The sequence below is a fragment of the Microbacterium longlingense genome, from assembly GCF_058349825.2.
Genome location: NZ_JBYRJA020000003.1, coordinates 119,469 through 138,650, shown reverse-complemented (window position 1 = coordinate 138,650; position 19,182 = coordinate 119,469). Strand labels below are relative to the sequence as shown.

Annotated in this window: 15 protein-coding genes and 1 tRNA gene; 6 read left to right on the top strand and 10 right to left on the bottom strand. The window is 68.8% G+C overall.

From position 1 onward, the window contains the following. Positions 1 to 41: 41 nt before the first annotated feature. Positions 42 to 2,588, bottom strand: coding sequence for an aminopeptidase N (pepN, locus tag AC3RXY_RS05885; protein WP_491509964.1), 2,547 nt, complete (start codon positions 2,586 to 2,588; stop codon positions 42 to 44). 167 nt (positions 2,589 to 2,755) lie between these two features. On the opposite strand from pepN, the gene AC3RXY_RS05880 reads away from it, so the two are divergent. From AC3RXY_RS05880 to AC3RXY_RS05870, 3 genes are read left to right on the top strand one after another with little or no spacing between them, the layout of a single operon-like run. Further along, entirely contained in the window at positions 2,756 to 3,244 is a 489-nt protein-coding gene (locus AC3RXY_RS05880) for a ribose-5-phosphate isomerase (RefSeq protein WP_491509963.1), read from the top strand. Then, a complete protein-coding gene (locus AC3RXY_RS05875) occupies positions 3,244 to 4,239 on the top strand; it encodes an Fpg/Nei family DNA glycosylase (RefSeq protein ID WP_491509962.1) in 996 nt (331 codons plus the stop codon). The genes AC3RXY_RS05880 and AC3RXY_RS05875 overlap by 1 nt, the downstream gene beginning before the upstream one ends. A gap of 58 nt (positions 4,240 to 4,297) precedes the next feature. Then, positions 4,298 to 5,809 carry an amidohydrolase gene (locus AC3RXY_RS05870; protein ID WP_491509961.1) on the top strand — a complete coding sequence of 504 codons (1,512 nt, stop codon included), beginning with the start codon at positions 4,298 to 4,300 and terminating at the stop codon, positions 5,807 to 5,809. A 182-nt stretch (positions 5,810 to 5,991) separates the two neighbouring features. On the opposite strand, the gene AC3RXY_RS05865 is transcribed toward AC3RXY_RS05870, so the two are convergent. Further along, the gene (locus tag AC3RXY_RS05865) at positions 5,992 to 6,477 is read right to left on the bottom strand and encodes a Dps family protein (protein ID WP_491509960.1); all 486 of its coding nucleotides are present in this window, start codon (positions 6,475 to 6,477) and stop codon (positions 5,992 to 5,994) included. A 192-nt stretch (positions 6,478 to 6,669) separates the two neighbouring features. On the opposite strand from AC3RXY_RS05865, the gene AC3RXY_RS05860 reads away from it, so the two are divergent. Beyond that, positions 6,670 to 7,209 (top strand): gamma carbonic anhydrase family protein, encoded by a 540-nt coding sequence (locus tag AC3RXY_RS05860; protein WP_491509959.1) that lies wholly within the window; start codon positions 6,670 to 6,672, stop codon positions 7,207 to 7,209. Between the two features lie 40 nt (positions 7,210 to 7,249). Here the strand turns inward: AC3RXY_RS05860 and AC3RXY_RS05855 are convergent. Beyond that, positions 7,250 to 7,323, bottom strand: a tRNA-Ile gene (locus AC3RXY_RS05855). 46 nt (positions 7,324 to 7,369) lie between these two features. Continuing rightward, positions 7,370 to 9,391, bottom strand: coding sequence for a DUF262 domain-containing protein (locus tag AC3RXY_RS05850; RefSeq protein ID WP_491509958.1), 2,022 nt, complete (start codon positions 9,389 to 9,391; stop codon positions 7,370 to 7,372). A 173-nt stretch (positions 9,392 to 9,564) separates the two neighbouring features. Between AC3RXY_RS05850 and AC3RXY_RS05845 the strand changes: the two genes are divergently transcribed. Continuing rightward, on the top strand, positions 9,565 to 10,338 hold the full coding sequence (locus AC3RXY_RS05845) for a hypothetical protein (protein ID WP_491509957.1): 774 nt from the start codon (positions 9,565 to 9,567) through the stop codon (positions 10,336 to 10,338). Between the two features lie 218 nt (positions 10,339 to 10,556). Then, entirely contained in the window at positions 10,557 to 11,060 is a 504-nt protein-coding gene (locus tag AC3RXY_RS05840; protein ID WP_491509956.1) for a DUF3145 domain-containing protein, read from the top strand. Positions 11,061 to 11,239: 179 nt separating this feature from the next. Here AC3RXY_RS05840 and AC3RXY_RS05835 read toward each other — a convergent pair whose 3' ends face one another. The 6 genes from AC3RXY_RS05835 to aceE form a co-directional block, all read right to left on the bottom strand. Beyond that, positions 11,240 to 12,481 (bottom strand): beta-ketoacyl-[acyl-carrier-protein] synthase family protein, encoded by a 1,242-nt coding sequence (locus tag AC3RXY_RS05835; protein ID WP_491509955.1) that lies wholly within the window; start codon positions 12,479 to 12,481, stop codon positions 11,240 to 11,242. Positions 12,482 to 12,637: 156 nt separating this feature from the next. Next, positions 12,638 to 12,886 carry an acyl carrier protein gene (locus AC3RXY_RS05830; RefSeq protein WP_491509954.1) on the bottom strand — a complete coding sequence of 83 codons (249 nt, stop codon included), beginning with the start codon at positions 12,884 to 12,886 and terminating at the stop codon, positions 12,638 to 12,640. Positions 12,887 to 12,977: 91 nt separating this feature from the next. Continuing rightward, the gene (locus AC3RXY_RS05825; RefSeq protein WP_491509953.1) at positions 12,978 to 13,982 is read right to left on the bottom strand and encodes a beta-ketoacyl-ACP synthase III; all 1,005 of its coding nucleotides are present in this window, start codon (positions 13,980 to 13,982) and stop codon (positions 12,978 to 12,980) included. Between the two features lie 31 nt (positions 13,983 to 14,013). Next, positions 14,014 to 14,931 (bottom strand): ACP S-malonyltransferase, encoded by a 918-nt coding sequence (locus AC3RXY_RS05820; protein ID WP_491509952.1) that lies wholly within the window; start codon positions 14,929 to 14,931, stop codon positions 14,014 to 14,016. Positions 14,932 to 15,096: 165 nt separating this feature from the next. Further along, the gene (locus tag AC3RXY_RS05815) at positions 15,097 to 16,344 is read right to left on the bottom strand and encodes a PucR family transcriptional regulator (RefSeq protein WP_491509951.1); all 1,248 of its coding nucleotides are present in this window, start codon (positions 16,342 to 16,344) and stop codon (positions 15,097 to 15,099) included. A gap of 5 nt (positions 16,345 to 16,349) precedes the next feature. Beyond that, the gene (aceE, locus tag AC3RXY_RS05810; protein WP_491509950.1) at positions 16,350 to 19,076 is read right to left on the bottom strand and encodes a pyruvate dehydrogenase (acetyl-transferring), homodimeric type; all 2,727 of its coding nucleotides are present in this window, start codon (positions 19,074 to 19,076) and stop codon (positions 16,350 to 16,352) included. Positions 19,077 to 19,182: the final 106 nt, after the last annotated feature.

The window sequence follows — 19,182 nt, the reverse complement described above, 5'->3', positions numbered from 1 at the left end:
TCAGCGACGCCGTGCCCCTCCGATTCACCGTGTCTGTGCGGTCACTCCTCGTCGCGCACCTGCGCCGCCATGCCCCGCTCGACATCGGCGAGGTTCTCGTGCACGAGACGGCGCAGCGCAGCCGGGGCATCGGTGTTCGCTGCGAGCCAGGCGCGCGTGGCATCGCGCAGCTCCGGGCCGGTGAGCGGTGTCGGATACAGTCCGACGATCAGGTACTGGGCGATCTGGTAGGTGCGGGATTCCCACACCGGCAGCAGCATCTCGAAGTACTTCTCGATGTACGGGTGCAGCACCTCCACGCCCGTCGGGTGGACGAAGCCCTGCGCCGCGGAACGCAGGATCGCGTTCGACATGTCGTCGGCCTCGACCATGGCCGACCAGGCTGCCGCCTTGGTCTCCGCGGTGGGCAGGGCGGCACGTGCCATTGCGGCGAACTCAGCGCCCTTGGCGGTGTTGTCGGCGGCGAGGGCGGCGTCGATGGCCGCTTCGTCGACCTCCCCGGCGGCGGCGAGGCCCACCAGGAGCTGCCACGACAGGTCGGTGTCGATCTCGAGCCCGTCGAGCACCCGGCTGCCGTCCCGCAGGGTGCGGACGATCGCGGCGTGCTCCTCGGTGACGATGATCCCGGCGAACGCGGTCACGAACTGCAGCTGGTTATCGCTTCCCGGCTCGGCGGCCTCCGCCAGCGCCCACAGTCCGTCGGCGACCGCGCGGCGCGCTTCTGCGCGCTTCTCCGGCATCACATAGAGGTTCGCCGCCGTCTTGAGCTGGGCGAGCGTGGTGCGCACCGTGGTCGACTCGGTCTCGCGGCCGATGTTCCCGAGCACGAGGTCGATGTAGTCACTTGCGGGGCTCTCGGCGTCGCGGGTCTGGTCCCAGGCCGCACCCCACACCAGCGAGCGTGCGAGGGGGTCTGCGATGTCGGAGAGGTGCTCGATGGCGGTCTGCAGCGAGTTCTCGTCGAGACGGATCTTCGCGTAGGCGAGGTCGTTGTCGTTGAGCAGGATGAGGTCGGGACGAGGAAGGTCTTTGAGCTCCGGCACCTCGGTGCGATCGCCGTCGACGTCGATCTCGGCGTAGTGCGTGCGCGTCAGGCCGCCGTCGCCGAGCGTGTAGAAGCCGATCCCCAGCCGGTGCGGACGGATCGTCGGGTAGTCCGCCGGAGCCGTCTGCGTGACGGCGAACCGGGTGATGGTGCCGTTGTCGTCCGCCACGACGGGGGAGAGCGTGTTGACCCCGGCGGTCTCGAGCCACTTCGACGACCACGTCGAGAGATCCCGGCCGCTGGTCCGCTCGAGCTCGACGAGCAGGTCGCTCAGCTCGGTGTTGCCCCACGCATGGGTCCGGAAGTACTGCGAGACCCCGGCGAAGAACGCCTCGATACCGACCCATGCCGCGAGCTGCTTGAGGACGGATCCGCCCTTGGCGTAGGTGATGCCGTCGAAGTTGACCTGCACGTCGTCGAGGTCGTTGATCTCCGCGAACACCGGGTGCGTCGAGGGGAGCTGGTCCTGGCGGTAGGCCCAGGTCTTCTCCATGGCGTTGAACGTGGTCCACGCGCCGGTCCACTCCGTGGCCTCCGCCGTGGCGATCGTCGACGCCCACTCGGCGAACGACTCATTCAGCCACAGGTCGTTCCACCACTTCATCGTCACGAGGTCGCCGAACCACATGTGGGCCAGCTCGTGCAGGATCGTGACGACGCGCCGCTCGCGCACCGCATCGGTGACCTTGCTGCGGAACACATAGGTCTCGGTGAAGGTCACCGCGCCGGCATTCTCCATCGCTCCGGCGTTGAACTCCGGCACGAAGAGCTGGTCGTACTTGGCGAACGGATAGGGAACGCCGAACTTGTCCTCGTAGTAGGCGAAGCCGCGGCGGGTGACGTCGAAGATCTCCTCGGCATCGAGGTGGTCCCACAGGCTCTTGCGGGCGAAGACGCCGAGCGGCACGACGGCGCCGGAGGCGCTGGTGAGCTCGGAGAAGGTCGCCTCATAGGGTCCGGCGACGATCGCCGTGATGTAGGAGGAGATGCGCGGTGTCGGCTCGAAGCCCCACGTCGCCACGGTCTCGTCGTCGTGGACGATGGGCTCGGGGGTGGGGGAGTTGGACACCACCTTCCAGTTCGCCGGAGCGGTCACGGTGAACTGGAACGTGGCCTTCAGGTCGGGCTGCTCGAACACGGCGAAGACGCGGCGGGAGTCGGGCACCTCGAACTGCGAGTAGAGGTACACCTCGCCGTCCGCCGGGTCGACGAAGCGGTGCAGCCCCTCTCCGGTGTTCGTGTAGAGACAGTCGGCGTCGACGATGAGGGTGTTCTCCGCCTGCAGGCCGGCGATGCGGATGCGGGAGTCCGCGAAGGCCGTCTCGGGGTCGATCGCCTCTCCGTTCAGCGTGATCTCGCGAACATCGCGGGCGATGAGGTCGATGAACGTCTCGGCCCCTGGCGTCGCGGTGAAGCGCACGACGCTGCGCGACCCGAAGACCTCCGGTCCCTTGGTGAGGTCGAGCGCGACCTGGTATGACTCGGTGTCGATGACGGCGCGGCGTTCCTGCGCCTCGATGCGTGTGAGGTTCTCTCCGGGCACGGATATCGTCTCCTGGTGTGAGGGGCTCTGCCTCGGCGCTGCACGCGATCCTCTGGTGGCGATCGCGGCGAGAGATACGCCGGGGCCCGTACAGCCTAACGGCGCGGGTGCGCAGGGCCAACCGCATCCGGCCGGGCATTGCGTGCCGCGACTCTAGGATGGTGTCCATGCGCATCCACATCGCCACCGATCACGCCGGTCTCGAGTTCTCCACGCGGCTGCAGCAGCACCTCGCGGACGCCGGTCACGAGGTCGTCGATCACGGCCCGCTGGCATATGACCCGGTGGACGACTATCCGGCGTTCTGCATCCGTGCGGCGCAGGCCGTCGCGGCCGACACCGCGGCGGGAGAGACGGCACTGGGCATCGTCTTCGGCGGTTCCGGCAACGGCGAGCAGATCGCGGCGAACAAGGTCGCGGGCATCCGAGCCGCGCTCGTCTGGAGCCTTGCGACGGCGGAGCTGGCCCGCGAGCACAATGATGCCAACGTCATCGCGATCGGCGCGCGTCAGCACGATTTCGACGAGGTGGTCTCGTTCATCGACCGTTTCATCGCGACACCGTTCTCGGGCGATGAGCGTCATGTGCGCCGGATCGACCAGATCGCCGACTTCGAGACCTCCGGAACCCTGCTTCCCGACCCGCGCGCCGTCTGATGCCCGAGGGGCACTCCGTCCACCGCATCGCCCGGCAGTTCGAGCGCAACTTCGCCGGGCAGGTGCTGCGCGCCTCCAGTCCGCAGGGACGTTTCGCCGAGGGCGCCGCCATGCTGGACGGTCGCGTCGCGGAGACGGCTCGCGCCGTCGGCAAGCAGATGTTCCTCGGGGTCTCCGGCGACCTCTGGCTGCGCGTGCACCTGGGCCTCTACGGCGCCTGGGACTTCTCCGGCGAGATCCTCGTCGATCAGACCATCGCCGCGGCGAATGGCCGGATGGGCCAGACCAACCAGCGCGGAACCGACGTGGCAGCACCGATCCTCGATGCGGCGGGGGAGAACTCGCTGAGCTCGATCGGCGCCCCGCGCCGGTCACGCGTGCATGTGCGCATGTCGGAGCAGACCACCGGCCTGCACCAGGACGACGAGTGGCCGCCGCCGGTGGTGGGACAGGTGCGGCTTCGGCTGCTGACCGACGCCACGTGCGCGGATCTGCGCGGCCCCACGGCATGCGTGCTGCAGACCCCCGATGAGATGGCCGCGACCGTCGGGCGCTTGGGACCGGACCCGCTCGTGGGCGATCAGCGCGAGGGCGAGGAGCGGTTCGCCGCGATCGTGCGCCGCAAGCCGACCCCGATCGCACTGCTTCTCATGGACCAGGCCGTGGTCAGCGGCATCGGCAACGTGTATCGCGCGGAGTTGCTCTTCCGTGCCGGCCTGAACCCGCATACTCCGGGACGCGACGTGCCGGAGGAGATCGTGCGCGCGCTGTGGCACGACTGGTGCCGGCTCCTGGTGATCGGCGTGGAGACCGGGCAGATGATGACGATGGACGATCTGACGCCAGAGCAGTATCGGGCGGCGATGGCTCATCGCGACGACCGGCACTGGGTGTATCACCGTGCGGGGCTGCCGTGCCGGGTGTGCGGCACGGAGATCGTGCTCGAGGAGATCGGCGCCCGCAAGCTGTACTGGTGTCCGCGCTGCCAGGCGTGATGCCGCCCGGGGAAGCCGCCGGTGGGCGGAGACAGCACGCTGCGAGGGGAGAAGGACGATGACGTCGATCGGAGAGACCATCGGCACGGTCCGAGGCGTCCGCGTCACCGGCGAGAGCGCGGACTATCTTCCCTTCGACGAGCCGGTCGATCTCTTTCTCGCGGACGGGGAGGTCGTGGACATCGCTCCCGCCGGCGCGGTGCCACCGCGTGGCGACGTGCTCGACGCCGCCGGCAGCTTCGCCGTCCCGGGACTGTGGGACCATCATGTCCACACCGTTCAGTGGGCACTGTCCGCGCAGCGTCAGCCGCTGGGGGCGGCGGCGAGCGCGGCGGAGGCGGCCGCCATCATGCGCAGCGCCCCCGTGCTCGCCGACGGGCGCAGGGTCGGGTCTGGTTTCCGCGACGGACTGTGGCCGGACCAGCCCGCGCTCGATCTGCTCGACGCGGGGACGGGCGGTACCCCGACCTATCTCATCAATGCGGACGTGCACAGTGTGTGGCTGAACTCCGCCGCCCTGCGTCGCGAGGGATTCGAGACGCTGGGTGCGCTCAGCGGCGGGCTGCTGCGCGAGGAGCCGGCGTTCGAGATCTCCCGGCGCCTCAACGCGCTCGACCCGGCCGCCGCCGATGCCGCGGTGCTGGCGGCGTCACGGGCGGCGGCCGCCCGGGGCGTGGTGGGCATCGTCGATTTCGACATGGCCTGGAATGCAGAGGCCTGGCCGCGGCGCACGGCGCTCGGATTCGACGCGCACCGGGTGGAGTTCGGGGTCTACGCCCCTGACCTCGATCGGGCGATCGCGTCGGGGCTCGTGACCGGCGAGGGGATCCCGGACGCTGCGTCACCCCTGATCCGGATGGGCCGCCTGAAGGTGATCGTCGACGGCTCGCTGGGTACGAGAACGGCGGCGTGCACGCACGGCTACCCTGACGATCCGCGCAACCGCGGCGTGATGGCCGTGACGCCAGATGACCTCGACGACCTGCTCACCCGCGCGGCGGCCGGCGGGATCGAGGCGGCGCTGCATGCGATCGGAGACCACGCGGCGGCGGAGGTCCTCGACGCGTTCGCGCGCGTCGGGGCTCGCGGCAGCATGGAGCACGCCCAGCTGGTCGCGCACGCGGATCTCGCCCGATTCGGGCGGCTGGGCGTTGTCGCCAGTGTGCAGCCGCAGCACGCGGTCGACGATCGTGATCTGGTGCCGCGCTACTGGGCGGACCAGACCGCCCTGGCCTATCCGCTGGCCAGCATTCTGCGGGCCGGCGGTGACCTCGCGTTCGGTTCGGATGCGCCGGTGGCCGCGCTGGATCCGTGGCAGGCGATCGCCGCAGCGGTCTTCCGCAGCGATGACGACCGCCCCGGATGGGCGATCGAGGAGGCGGTCGACGTCGCCACGGCCCTGCGCGCGTCGGCACACGGGGGCACCGCGGGGGACAGCCGCATCCGCCCGGGCTCTCCTGCGGACATCGTGCTCTGCGGCATCGACCCGCTCAGCGCATCCCGTGACGAGCTGCGTGCGATGCCGGTCACGGCGACCCTGCTGGGGGGACGGCTCACGCACCTGTCGTGAGCCGCGCGCTTCGCCCGAACGGCGTGCCGTGCGGGCACGAATCCGGCCGGGACCGCCGTGCCGAACGCACGCGTGGGAGCGAAGCGCAGGACAGGAAGCGCGACAGTCCGGAGCGCCGACGACGGAGGGCCGGAGCACCTTTCGGTGCTCCGGCCCTCCGTCGTCACGCAGAAGCGCGGAGATTACTCGGCGACGTGTGCGACGAGGAACCAGCGGTCCTTCTCGAGACCACGCATGATCTCGATCGCCACGTCCTGGCTGGTGAGGTCGATCTCATCGAGACCGTCGATGGCCGTGCGGACATCCACCAGGATGTCGTCGATGTCGGCGATCACGTCGCGGACGAGCTCGTCCGACTGGGTGAAGCCGGCCGGCACGTGGGTGGGCTTGACCTTCTCGGCGACGGTCGACAGACGCGCGTCGATCGGGAGGCCCAGAGCGACGATGCGCTCCGCGGCGGTGTCGGAGAACTCCTGAGCGTGCTCGACGATCGAGTCGAGCAGCTCGTGCACGCCGACGAAGTTGGCACCGCGCACGTGCCAGTGAGCCTGCTTGCCGTTGACGACGAGGGCCTCGAGACCCAGAACGACGGGGGAGAGGAACTGGGAGGCCGCTGCTGCGACGGAGGGGTCGATGGAGACGGTGGGAGTGGTCTGCGCCTTGGTCATGGCTGCCTCTTTCTCTTGTGGATCAAGCGTTGCTATGACTAATAAGTTACTCGCTTCTGAGAGATGCGCAAGCAAGTTGAGGCTCTGCTAAATCCCAGGTCCGCGGGCAAGTTTAGGCTCTGCTAAGACATCGGAGGAAATGAAGGAGAGGCTCGCCTCGGCTGGGTGGGGCTCGGCCGGTATGGTCAAGTCATGAGCATCTCAGACACGGCTTCGATCCTCGCCATCGGTCACGGCACGCCGCGGCTCGCGCCGACCGTCTTCGTTGCGGACGGGGCCCGGATCATCGGCGACGTCGTCCTCGGCGATCGTGCGAGCGTCTGGTACAACGCCGTTCTGCGCGCGGACTCCGAGCCGATCGAGATCGGCGCGCGCAGCAACATCCAGGACAACGTCTCGGTGCACTCGGGCGACGGCTACGGCGTTCACCTCGGCGAAGACGTCTCGGTCGGGCACAACGCCGTCGTGCACTCGTGCACCGTGGGCGACCGCACGCTCATCGGCATGAGCGCCACCGTCCTCCCCGGTGTGCGCATCGGCAACGACTGCCTGATCGCCGCGGGCGCCCTCGTGCTGGGCGGCACCGAGATCCCGGACGGCTCCCTCGTCGCCGGCATGCCGGCTCGCGTGCGGCGCGCGCTGACCGCGGAGGAGATCGCTGGCCTGCAGGCCAACGCGGATATCTACCTGCAGCACATCGACCAGCACCGCGCGGCGCATCCCGTGGGCTGATCGCCATCGCCTCCCGCGCTCACCGCGGGGAGGGAGGGAGTAGGGCGGGTGGGACTTGAACCCACGATCGTCGGGTTATGAGCCCGCTGCCTTGACCAGCTTGGCCACCGCCCCGTGCGCCCGCAGGCACGCGTCCCAGAATACCCAGACGCGGGCGCTGTCACATATTGGCGGCCACGTAGGAGTACTTCACCAGCACGCGCTGCGCGATGCCGGCCTCCTCCAGCAGACCCTGCACGGCCGTCATCATGTAGCGGGCATCCCACCCCATGTAGAGGAAGGTCTCGTCGTCGAGGGAGTCCCAGGGGCCGTTCCACGCCTTCTCTCGGTACAGCGGCCCACCGTGCCGCGCGCTGTACCGGATCACAGGCTCACGATCGTCGGCCCAGAGCCTCTTGAAGATCCGGTTGAAGAGGTACTTCACGTCCGGAACCTCCCAGTGCTCGCCGCAGTACTCGACGTAGGAGAACTCGCGCTCCCAGCCGCGCGGCCAGCCCCGGCGGCGTACCGCATCGAGGATCGGCGTGAGGCCGTCGTCGTCGATGTCGACAACGGCAGGGCGGCGCCAGATCTCGACGAAGCGGTCGGCCAGCACCAGGGTGCGTTCGGCGATCGCCGTGGTGTTCCAGGACGGCGTGTCGGCCAGCGCCCGGGTGTCGGCGACGCGGCTGGCACGGTAGGCCGTCTCCTTCTTGTCCGGGAACGGGAGTCCGTAGCTGCGTTCGGCGATGCCCTCCTCGAGGAGCGTGAGGTTGCCCACGGTGGCGGCAAGCGCCCGGTGCGCGTTCTGCTCGTCCTCGGTGTACTCGGACCACATGCGCTCTCCGTCGCCCGACCACTGCGGGGCAGGGGCGACCGGCAGGATGCTGTCGACGTCGTAGCCGCTCGGATCGTCGACGCCCTCCAGCCGTCCCAGCACGTACAGCGCGTGGGGGAGCGCACCGTACTTCAGCGACACCCGCACCCGCTCATCCGATGGCGTGATCCGGGCGATCGCGGCGCGCAGCTGGTCTCTGCCTGCTTCGCGCGCCCGGCACAGCCGCGCGACGAGGCGCTCGTTCGGCACGCCGACGATGCTGCGCCGGAGCAGCAGCGACTGGATGTGCTCGAGGGTCTCGACCAGCTCGGCTGCGGCGAGGTGACCGGTGCGGTAGTCACGGTAGCTGCGCATGATGAGCGGATACATCCCGCGGCCGAAGGTGTTGACGAACCGCAGCTGGCGACTGATCTCCGGATCCTCCTCGACGGCGGGGTCCAGGAGCGCGCGGTAGATCTCGGAGTAGTCGCGCCACTGCGTGGCGTGCGCACGAAGGGTCTCCAGGTCCATCGCGGGGAAACGCTCGCGGAAGGCGCTGTACACCCCGTGGTCGGCGTCGAACGCGACCTCGCGGCCGAGTGTCATCACCAGGTAGTGGCGCCAGAAGCTCGCGATGGTCTCACCCGTGTTGCGTTCGATCGGCAGCCAGAACTCTTCTTCGATGGCGTTCTGGTCGGCGTGCGAGAGACCCATCAGCAGATAGTTGTGGATCAGCTCGTGATCGCGCAGCGGTTCGCCGGTGGAGTTCAGGCTCTCGAAGATCTGCTGAGCGCTGGCGTCGGGCCCCAGGGTGATCGCGACGTGCTCGAGCTTGCGCAGGCCCGCCCAGATGCGCGGCGCCTCGCCGGCCTGGATCTGGCTGCGGAAGAAGGCGTAGTTGTCGTCGAACCGCGACTCGCGATGCCGATCCGCCGGTCCTCGACGGTCCAGCACAACACCCTCGAACAGATCCGCCCAGGCGTCATGCGGCCGGAGGCGGGGGCGCGCCCCATCCGGTGACGCGGGAGAGCCATCGCGCACGAGCACGCGGGTGAGCTCCGCGGCCATCGCGGGGTCGCTGTCTCGCACGGTGTGATGCAGGGCGGCGACCAGCAGCATCAGGGTGGTGATCCGCTGCTGCCCGTCGATGAGGATCAACTCGGGGTCGGCGCCGGCGTCCTCGGCAGAGAGGATGGAGCCGATGAAGTGCCGGTGCGTGCCGTCGTCCGCGGCCACGGTGCGGATGTCGGCGAGCAGCTGCTCGCATCCACCGATGTCCCAGCGGTACTGGCGCTGATAGACGGGGACCACGATCTTCGTGCCCGGCGCGGAGAGCCACTCGACGGTGTTGACGGCGGTCGCCTCGACGTTGGTGGCAGCACTCATGCTCTCGACGGACTCCTTCGCGTGTGATCCGGGGCGCCGTTGAGCACCCCGCAGATCAGCCTATTACTCACGGTCCGCCGTTCAGCGGATCCTGCAGAAGTCGATGTTAGGCTCGCCTAAGCAGGCCTGTAAAAACTTCGCTGGCCTCGTCATGAAAGGACATGATCTCGATCATGGGTTACATCAAGTGCGCCGCTCTCGAGGAGACCGGCTTCGTCGTCCTGGACAGCTACGACAAGCCGATCGACCCCAAGGAGTGGCTCGACATCGAGTACGTCGACTGGAAGTCGTCGGGTGACACCCGCTTCGCGCCGCTGGCCTCGGCCAAGGGCGAGGTCGAGTGCAACGGCTTCTGGAACCACACGCCGCCTCGCACCGACAAGGACGGTGTCTGGATCGACTCGCAGACCGAGCTGGCCCCGACCCTCACCGCTCGTGCGCAGGAGCCCGGCGCCAACGTCGGTCGCTGCCGCATCATCGAGCTGCAGCCGAACAGCTACGCGGACTGCCTCTACAACCTCCACCAGGACGACAACAACCGTCTGAACCCGGACGGCACCGGTTGGGTCGTCCGCGGCTTCTTCAACCTCACCGACGACAAGAACAGCTACTTCGTGCTGCGCGAGAACCGCACAGACCCCAGCATCGAGTACCGCATCGCCCTCCCGGCGGGTGCGCAGCTGATCGTCGACACCCAGCGCCTGTGGCACGCGGTCCACCACGATGGCGACGAGGCGCGTTACTGCCTGATCACCTCGTGGACCTCGGGTCCAGAGCTCGACGCGTACATCGAGAAGTATCACGGCACGTCGGACTACACGCAGTTCGAGGTCGCCGAAGACGTGCTCGAGGCCGGCCAGGTCGAGCAGGCACGTCGCGACGCTGCCCGTGCGGCCTACTACGCCGCGAAGGGCCAGCAGGAGAAGCAGGTGATGAGCGAGGCCTGAGCCTCGTTCGCCTTCGGGCCCCGGCGTGCGGATCAGCTCCGCGCACCGGGGCCTTTCTCGTCCGTCGGCGCCGGACGAGGTCGCCCGGCGCGAACAGGCGGAGTCACACGCTTGTGATTCTGGACATGGTGGGTGAGAATGGGCGCATAACCGTATACGCAGGCCATTGTTCCGAGTCAGGTCGTAGGGGAAGACGCACCTGATGAAACGGAGAGATCATGGCGACTGCACAGGCACGCGGAGTGGTCTTCATCCACTCCACCCCTCGCGCGCTCTGCCCGCACCTCGAATGGGCGGTCGGACGCGCCCTTGGTCGTGCGGTGAACTTCGAGTGGGCTGATCAGCCCGTCCTCGATGGCGCGCGGCGCGCGGAGTTCTACTGGGACGGCCCCGCCGGCACCGGAGCAGCGCTTGCCACCGCGATCCGCGGCTGGGAGCATCTCCGGTTCGAGGTGACCGAGGATCCGACGCCGCGCAGCGACGGCGGACGCTGGCTGCATACGCCCGACCTCGGCATCCACTACGGCCAGACCGATGCTGCCGGCAACATCGTCATCGGTGAGGACCGTATCCGCTATGCGATGGAGATCGCCGGGGGGAGCGCGGCGGAGTTGCAGCGCGAGCTCGATGTCGCGCTCGGGACCGCATGGGACGACGAGCTCGAGCCGTTCCGTCACGCCAGCGACGATGCCCGTGTGATCTGGCTGCACAAGGTGGGCTAGACAAGCCAGCGGCAGGAGGGCATGGTAGGGCTCGAGTGCCGAAGGACCGGGGTGGGCGAGGCGCGATTACCGGAAGCCGGTGAGTGATCCCGGCGGCTGAGAAAACGAATCACCGCCCCTGCAGGAGAACGAGGCCCCCGGCAGGAATGCCGGGGGCCTCTTCACGATCCCAGGCTGGCTCAGTCGTCGACGCTGCGGAACGCCGCTACCGCGTTGTGACCGCCGAACCCGAACGAGTTGCTGATCGCGAACTGCGGGCCGGCGCTCAGGGGCGTCGGCTCTCCGGAGAGCAGGAACGGCACCTCCGGGTCCTGCTCGGTGAGGTTGATCGTCGGGGGGGCGATGCGGTCGCGTACCGCGAGGACGGTGAAGATGCCCTCCAGCGCTCCGGTGCCGCCCAGGAGGTGGCCGGTCGACGCCTTGGTGCCCGAGACCGGAACCTCCCGGATGCGGTCGCCGAACACGGCGTGCAGGGCCTTGTACTCGTTGGGGTCGCCGACCGGGGTCGAGGTGAGGTGGGCGTTGACGTGCGTGAGCTCTTCCGGCTCAGCGCCCGCCTGCTCGAGCGCGAGACGGACCGCGCGCGCGGCACCGCGGCCCTCGGGGTCGTTCGCGGTGATGTGGTACGAATCAGCGGTGACACCGCCACCGGCGACCTCCGCGTAGATCTTCGCGCCGCGGGCGCGGGCGTGCTCCTCGGTCTCGAGCACGAGCACACCGGCTCCCTCGCCCATCACGAAGCCGTCGCGGTCGACGCTCCCGGGGCGCGAAGCCGTCTCGGGGGAGTCGTTGCGCTTGGAGAGGGCCTGCATCGAGGCGAAGGAGGCGATGGTCACGGGATGGATCGCCGATTCGGTGCCGCCGGCGATGACGACGTCGGCGAGGCCGGCCCGCAGATGCTCGACCGCATTGACGATCGCCTCCGTGCTGGACGCGCAGGCGCTCGCGACGGTGCGTGCATAGGCGCGGGCCCCGAAGTGAAGCGAGAGGTTGCCCGCGGCGGAGTTCGGCATGAGCATCGGCACTGTCATGGGGAGCACACGGCGGGCGCCCTTCTCGCGGAGGGTGTCCCACGCGTCCAACAGCGTCCACAGGCCGCCGATGCCGGTGGCGAAATCTATCCCGAGGCGGTCAGGGTCGACCTCGGGTGCCCCGGCGTCCTCCCAGGCCTCCATCGCGGCGATGAGGGCGAACTGGCTCGACGGATCGAGCCGCTTCAGCTGCGGGCGCGGGAGCACTTCCTCCGGTCGGACGCTCGCCTCGGCGGCGAACGTGACCGGCAGGTCGTACTGGGAGACCCAGTCGTGCTCCAGCGTGCGTGCGCCCGAGACACCGGCGAGCAGGTTGGTCCAGTTCTCCGGTGCTGTGCCGCCGAGAGCCGAAGTGGCTCCGATCCCGGTCACCACGATGCGGTTCGTCATATGGGGGACTCTCTCTTCGAGACGAGATGGTGCGCGAAGCGAGGTGATGCTCCGGGCAGGAAAAGGCTTCGCCGCGAGGTGGGACGTCGAAGCGGGGTGTCGGGGGGAGAGCGAGGATGCCGGCGGCCGGACGGCGCACCGGCATCCCTCTCGTGCTTACGCCTGGGCGCCGGCGATGAAGTCGACGGCGTCCTTGACGGTCTTGAGGTTCTTGACCTCGTCGTCAGGGATCGTGACGGCGAACTTCTCCTCGGCGTTCACGACGATGGTCATCATCGAGATCGAGTCGATGTCGAGGTCGTCGGTGAACGACTTCTCGAGCGCGACCTCCGAGGCGTCGATGCCCGTCTCGTCGGTGATGAGCTCTGCGAGTCCGGCGAGGACCTCTTCGTTGCTGAAGGCCATGAGTCTTCCTCTTCTTTCGTGGTCACGAGGACCGTGATGGTGTGCTGTTCAAGTGTAGGGAACGGGGGAGCCGCCGCCCGGCAGCCGGGCGTCAGGGAAGGACAACCACCTGCGCGGCGAAGACGAGCCCAGCGCCGAAGCCGATCTGCAGCGCGATGCCGCCGCTGAGCTCCGGGTGCTCTTCCAGCAGCCGATGCGTCGCGAGCGGGATCGATGCGGCCGAGGTATTTCCCGTGTCGGCGATGTCACGCGCGATCACGCAGGTGTCCGGCAGCTTCAGCTGCTTGGCGAACTCATCGATGATGCGCATGTTCGCCTGGTGCGGGATGAAGGCCGCCAGGTCCGCCGCCGAGATGCCGGCCGCGTCGAGGGCGCGCCGCGCGGTCTTCGCCATCTCCCAGACCGCCCAGCGGAACACCGTCTGGCCCTCCTGGCGCAGCGTCGGCCACGCGACCTTGCCGTCCCGGAAGTCGGTGAGCGTTCCGGTGGTCTGGATGACCTCGTTCTTCGAGCCATCCGAGCCCCACACCACGGGGCCGATCGCCGGGATGTCGCTCGGGCCGATGACAACCGCGCCCGCGCCGTCCCCGAGGAGGAAGGAGATGCTCCGGTCGGTGGGGTCGATGACGTCGGAGAGCTTCTCGGTGCCGACCACGACCGCGTAGCGCGCGGCACCGGCACGGATGAGAGCGTCCGCCTGAGCGATCGCGTAGCAGAATCCCGCACAAGCGGCATTCGAGTCGTAGGCGGCGGCCGGGTTCGCGCCGATCCGGTCGGCGACGATCGCGGAGACCGATGGGGTCTGACGCGGATTGCTGATGGTTCCGACGATGACGAGGTCGATCTCAGCCGGGTCCACTCCGCTGCGCTGCACCGCCTCGCTGGCCGCCTCGATGGCCAGGTCGATGGCGTTGGTCTCCGGGTCCGCCCGGCGCCGGGTGATGATGCCGGTGCGCTGACGGATCCACTCGTCGCTCGAGTCGATCGGCCCGACGATCTCTTCGTTGGGCACGGTCCGCTCTCCGCGGGCCGCTCCGTAGGAGAGGATCCGGGTGTATTCCGGGCCGCGGGTCTGGGCCAGGGTCGGCTGCGTCATGGGGGCCATCCTTCTCGGGCGTTCGTTCTCGTCAGGCGTTCAGGAGCTCGAGCGCCGCGGGCAGGTCGTCTGGTGTCTTCATGGCCACGGCCGGAATGCCGCGCAGGCCACGCTTGGCGAGCCCGGTGAGGGCGCCGGCGGGGGTGAGCTCGATGATGCCGGTGACACCGGCGTCGGCGAGGCCCGCCATGCACAGGTCCCAGCGCACGGGGGAGGCCACCTGGGAGACGATGAGGTCGAGCGCACGCCGACCATTGGTCACGATCGAGCCGTCGCTGTTGGTCCACAGCGGGGTGCTCGGCGTCGAGAAGTTCTCGGCGGGCACGGCATCGACGACGGGGCCGAGCACGTCCTGTGCCGGGGCCATGAAGCGGGTGTGGAAGGCGCCCGCCACCTGCAGCGGGATGACCCGCGCACCGCGGGGCGCCTGCTCCGCGAGTGCGGCAAGCGCATCGAGCGGACCGGCCGCGACGATCTGGCCTGCGCCGTTGTAGTTGGCCGGCGTCAGTCCGTGATCCTCGAGCGCCGCGAGGACATCGGCCTCCACGCCGCCGACGACCGCGCTCATGCCGGTGGGTTCGAGGGCGGCGGCCGCCGCCATCGCGCGTCCGCGGGTGCCGACGATGCGCAGCGCCGTCTCATCGGAGACGACACCGGCGGCCGCCAGGGCAGCGAGCTCGCCGACCGAATGACCGGCCAGGCCCTGCGCTCGTGCGCGTGCCTCGCCGAGTGCATGCCAGGCCAGCAGCGACGCTGCGACGATCAGCGGCTGCGCCACCTGGGTGTCGCGGATGGTGTCGGCATCCGACACGGTGCCGTGTCGGATGAGATCGACCTCCGCGGCGTCCGCGTATGCGGCCATGCGCTCGGCAGCGCCGTCCAGTTCGAGCCAGGGGGCGAGGAAGCCGGGGGTCTGCGAGCCCTGTCCCGGGCATACGACGACGATCACCTGACCAGTCTGCCAACGAATCCGCGGTTTGGGTGGTGAGACCCTCACAACAAATCGAAAACTCATTGTGGGTTTCGTTCAGCGGGAGGGGATGTCCGGGCGATGTCGCGACGAAGGCGCCCAGACGGAATGCGCCCAGACGGACCGCGTGCCGGCTGTGGCGGGTCAGGGTCGGGTCGGCCGCGGGCGCGCGGTCCGCCGACGCACGCCGTCGCCGCCGCCCACCGAGCCCAGGATCAGCGCGGTCTGCATGATGAGCGCTTCGCGCGGGCCGGTGGCGTCCCAGCCGATCACCTCGCTGATGCGCTTGAGCCGGTATCGCACGGTGTTCGGGTGCACGAAGAGCTCGCGTGCCGTCGCCTCGAGGGAGCGGCCGTTGTCGAGGTAGCTCCACAGGGTGGTGACCAGATCGGTCGAATGTGCCTGCAGCGGACGGTAGATGCGCTCGACGAGGGTCTGCTTGGCCAGGGGGTCCCCGGCCAGCGCACGCTCCGGCAGCAGGTCGTCCGCCTCGACGGGGCGCGGAGCGCTCCGCCAGGCGCCGGCGACGGCGAAACCCGCCAGCGCCGCGCGGGCGCTCAACCCCGCGTCGACGAGCGCGGTGACCGGCGGGCCGAGAACGACGGCCCCCGCACCGAACCACGGCTCCAGTCGCTCGGCGATCTCACCGAAGCGGAGCTCCTCGTTCGTCGCACGGGTGCTGTCGTGGCGCGCGCGCCCGATCACGAGCACGAGCCGTGACCCCTGGATCCCGATGAGCACGTCGACCGAGAGCTTGCGCGCCGCGCGTCGTACCAGATCGACGTCGAACTGTGCCGGCGTCGTCCCGACCAGAACACAGACCTCGCCGTGGCCGTGCCATCCGAGCGCAGCGATCCGGCTCGGAAGCTGCTCGTCGGCCTCGCCGGTCAGGATCGAGTCGACGACGAGCGCCTCCAGGCGTGCATCCCACAGGCCGCGGGCCTCGGCAGCGCGCGCGTAGACATCGGCGGCGGTGAAGGCCACATCACGCGAATAGAGCAGGATTGCTTCGCGCAGATCCTCGCTCTTCCCGGCGATCCGTTCCTCCGTCACCTCCACGGTGACCCGGATGAGCTGCAGGGTCTGCTGCAGACTGACGCTGCGCAACAGCTCGCGGGGCGCCGCAGCGAAGATGTCCGCCGCGATCCACGGCGTCGACGTCGGGTCTTCGAACCACTGGATGAACGACGTGATGCCCGCCTGGGCCACCAGGCCCACCGCGGAGCGGCGGGCCGGCGGCATCTCGGAGTACCACGGCAGGGACTCCTCCAGGCGCTGCAGCGTGGCCGTCGCGAGATCGCCCGAGATCCGGCGCAGCCAGGCCAGGGTGGCCTGGTTGTCCGGACCTCGCGGCGATTCGCGAATCGGGTCCGCGTTGCGGGTGTCGGTCACTCGTGTCAGCTTTCGCCGCCGGCGTTCCCGCTCGTGCCGGCGTTGACGTTGTAAAGCTCGTACTTCTGGATCGCCTGCGCGGAGAGCGACCGGTCGACCGCGCCCTCATCGGCCAGCGCCTGGAGGGCGCGGACCACCATCGACGGTCCGTCGATCTTGAAGTAGCGGCGTGCCGCAGCGCGGGTGTCCGAGAAGCCGAAGTCATCGGCGCCCAGCGACGCGTACCGCTGCGGAACCCACTCGCGGATCTGGTCCTGCACCGCGTGCATGAAGTCGCTCACGGCGATGACCGGTCCTTGCGCGTCGCGCAGGCGCTCGGTCACATAGGCGGTGTGCGGCTCCTCCTCGGGGTAGAGGAAGTTGTGCTGGTCGGCGGCGAGGCCGTCGCGGCGCAGCTCCGTCCAGCTGGTCACCGACCAGACATCGGCGACCACGCCCCAGTCCTCCCGCAGCAGCTGCTGAGCCTCCAGCGCCCACAGCACGCCGACGCCGGACGCGAGCAGCTGGACGCGCGGGCCCTCGCCCTCGCCCTCGCTGATCCGGTGCATGCCGCGGACGATGCCCTCGACATCGACGTTCTCCGGCTCCGCCGGCTGCACGATCGGCTCGTTGTAGACCGTCATGTAGTACATGACGTTGGGATCCGGGTGGTTGCCCCCGTACATCCGCTCGAGTCCGGACCGCACGATGTGGGCGATCTCGTACCCGTAGGCGGGATCGTAGGAGACCGTGGCCGGGTTGGTCGAGGCCAGCAGGTGCGACTGACCGTCCGCGTGCTGCAGGCCCTCGCCGGTGAGCGTGGTGCGTCCGGCCGTCGCCCCGATGATGAAGCCGCGCGCAAGCTGGTCGGCAGCTGCCCACTGGGCATCGCCGGTGCGCTGGAAACCGAACATCGAGTAGAAGATGTAGATCGGGATCAGTGGCTGACCGTGCGTGGCGTAGGCCGTGCCGGTGCCGGTGAAGGCTGCGACGGCGCCGGCCTCGTTGATGCCGACGTGCATGATCTGGCCCTGCGGGCTCTCCTTGTACGCGAGGAGGAGCTCGCGGTCCACGGAGGTGTAGTGCTGCCCGTTGGGGTTGTAGATCTTGGCGGTCGGGAAGAACGCGTCGATACCGAACGTGCGCGCCTCATCCGGGATGATCGGCACGACACGGTTGCCGAAGTTCTCCGCGCGCAGCAGATCCTTCAGCAGACGGACGAACGCCATCGTGGTGGCGATCTCCTGGGTGCCGGATCCCTTCTTCGCCAGGGCGTAGGCCTTGTCGTCGGGAAGCGTGATGTCGACGTGCGTCGAGCGGCGAGACGGCAGCAGGCCGCCCAGGTTGTTGCGACGTTCGAGCATGTACTGGATCGTCTCGTCGCCGGGGCCCGGGTTGAAGTACGGCGGCAGGTAGGGATTCTCCTCGAGCTGCGCGTTGCTGATCGGGATGTGCATCGCGTCGCGGAAGGCCTTGAGGTCGTCCAGCGTCATCTTCTTCATCTGGTGGGTCGCGTTGCGGCCCTCGAAGTGCGGGCCGAGACCGTAGCCCTTGATGGTCTTGGCCAGGATCACCGTCGGCTGGCCCTTGTGCGCCATCGCCGCCTGGAACGCCGCATACACCTTGCGGTAGTCGTGACCACCGCGGCGCAGGCCCCAGATCTGGTCGTCGGTGTAGTCCTTCACCAGGGAGAGGGCGCGCTCGTCACGACCGAAGAAGTGCTCGCGCACGAATGCGCCGGACTCCGCCTTGTAAGTCTGGTAGTCGCCGTCCGGCGTGGTGTTCATGATGTTCAGCAGGGCGCCGTCGATGTCGTTCTGGAGCAGGTCGTCCCATTCGCGGCCCCAGATGACCTTGATGACGTTCCAGCCCGCTCCGCGGAAGAACGACTCCAGCTCCTGGATGATCTTGCCGTTGCCGCGCACCGGGCCGTCGAGGCGCTGCAGGTTGCAGTTCACGACGAAGGTCAGGTTGTCCAGGCCCTCGTTGGCGGCGACCTGGAGCTGGCCGCGGCTCTCGATCTCGTCCATCTCGCCGTCGCCCAGGAAAGCCCAGACATGCTGTTCGGCGGTGTCCTTGATCCCGCGGTTGTGCAGGTACTTGTTCGTCATCGCCTGATAGATCGCGTTGATCGGGCCGAGGCCCATCGACACGGTCGGGAACTGCCAGTAGTCCGACATCTGCCGCGGGTGCGGGTAGGACGGAAGGCCGTAGGGAGCGCATGACTGCTGCTGGCGGAAGCCGTCGAGGTTCTTCTCGCTGAGGCGTCCCTCCAGGAAGGAACGTGCGTAGATGCCGGGGGAGGCGTGACCCTGGATGAACACCTGATCGCCGCCGCCGGGGTGGTCTGGCCCGCGGAAGAAGTGGTTGAAGCCGACCTCGTAGAGCGATGCCGACGAGGCATAGGTCGAGATGTGACCGCCGACCCCGATCCCGGGGCGCTGTGCGCGGTGCACGGTGACGGCGGCGTTCCAGCGGATCCACGAGCGGTAGCGCCGCTCGATCTCCTCATCGCCGGGGAAGGCCGGTTCGTTCTCCGACGCGATGGTGTTGATGTAGTCGGTGGTGGGGACCATCGGCACGCCCAGGTGCAGCTCTCGCGAGCGCTGGAGCAGGCTCAGCATGATCTCCCGTGCGCGACCCGGACCGCGGGCCTCGGCGAGCTCGTCGAGCGACTGCTGCCACTCGTTGGTCTCTTCGGGATCGCTGTCGTAGGCGCCCTGCGAATACGGATCCTGAGTGTTGACGGACACCGGCGGCCTTTCGTCGAACTGGCAGGTCATGCCAACGGAAACGGTTCGGGAGCGCTCGCGGGCTTTGTCGGCCTCGCACAAGCGCTCTTGTGGATCAGCCTACTCA

Coding starts and splice junctions, on each gene's coding strand:
- AC3RXY_RS05880 (WP_491509963.1), top strand. CDS start 2,756: ATGCGCATCCACATCGCCACCGATCACGCCGGTCTCGAGTTCTCCACG.
- AC3RXY_RS05875 (WP_491509962.1), top strand. CDS start 3,244: ATGCCCGAGGGGCACTCCGTCCACCGCATCGCCCGGCAGTTCGAGCGC.
- AC3RXY_RS05870 (WP_491509961.1), top strand. CDS start 4,298: ATGACGTCGATCGGAGAGACCATCGGCACGGTCCGAGGCGTCCGCGTC.
- AC3RXY_RS05865 (WP_491509960.1), bottom strand. CDS start 6,477: ATGACCAAGGCGCAGACCACTCCCACCGTCTCCATCGACCCCTCCGTC.
- AC3RXY_RS05860 (WP_491509959.1), top strand. CDS start 6,670: ATGAGCATCTCAGACACGGCTTCGATCCTCGCCATCGGTCACGGCACG.
- AC3RXY_RS05850 (WP_491509958.1), bottom strand. CDS start 9,391: ATGAGTGCTGCCACCAACGTCGAGGCGACCGCCGTCAACACCGTCGAG.
- AC3RXY_RS05845 (WP_491509957.1), top strand. CDS start 9,565: ATGGGTTACATCAAGTGCGCCGCTCTCGAGGAGACCGGCTTCGTCGTC.
- AC3RXY_RS05840 (WP_491509956.1), top strand. CDS start 10,557: ATGGCGACTGCACAGGCACGCGGAGTGGTCTTCATCCACTCCACCCCT.
- AC3RXY_RS05835 (WP_491509955.1), bottom strand. CDS start 12,481: ATGACGAACCGCATCGTGGTGACCGGGATCGGAGCCACTTCGGCTCTC.
- AC3RXY_RS05830 (WP_491509954.1), bottom strand. CDS start 12,886: ATGGCCTTCAGCAACGAAGAGGTCCTCGCCGGACTCGCAGAGCTCATC.
- AC3RXY_RS05825 (WP_491509953.1), bottom strand. CDS start 13,982: ATGACGCAGCCGACCCTGGCCCAGACCCGCGGCCCGGAATACACCCGG.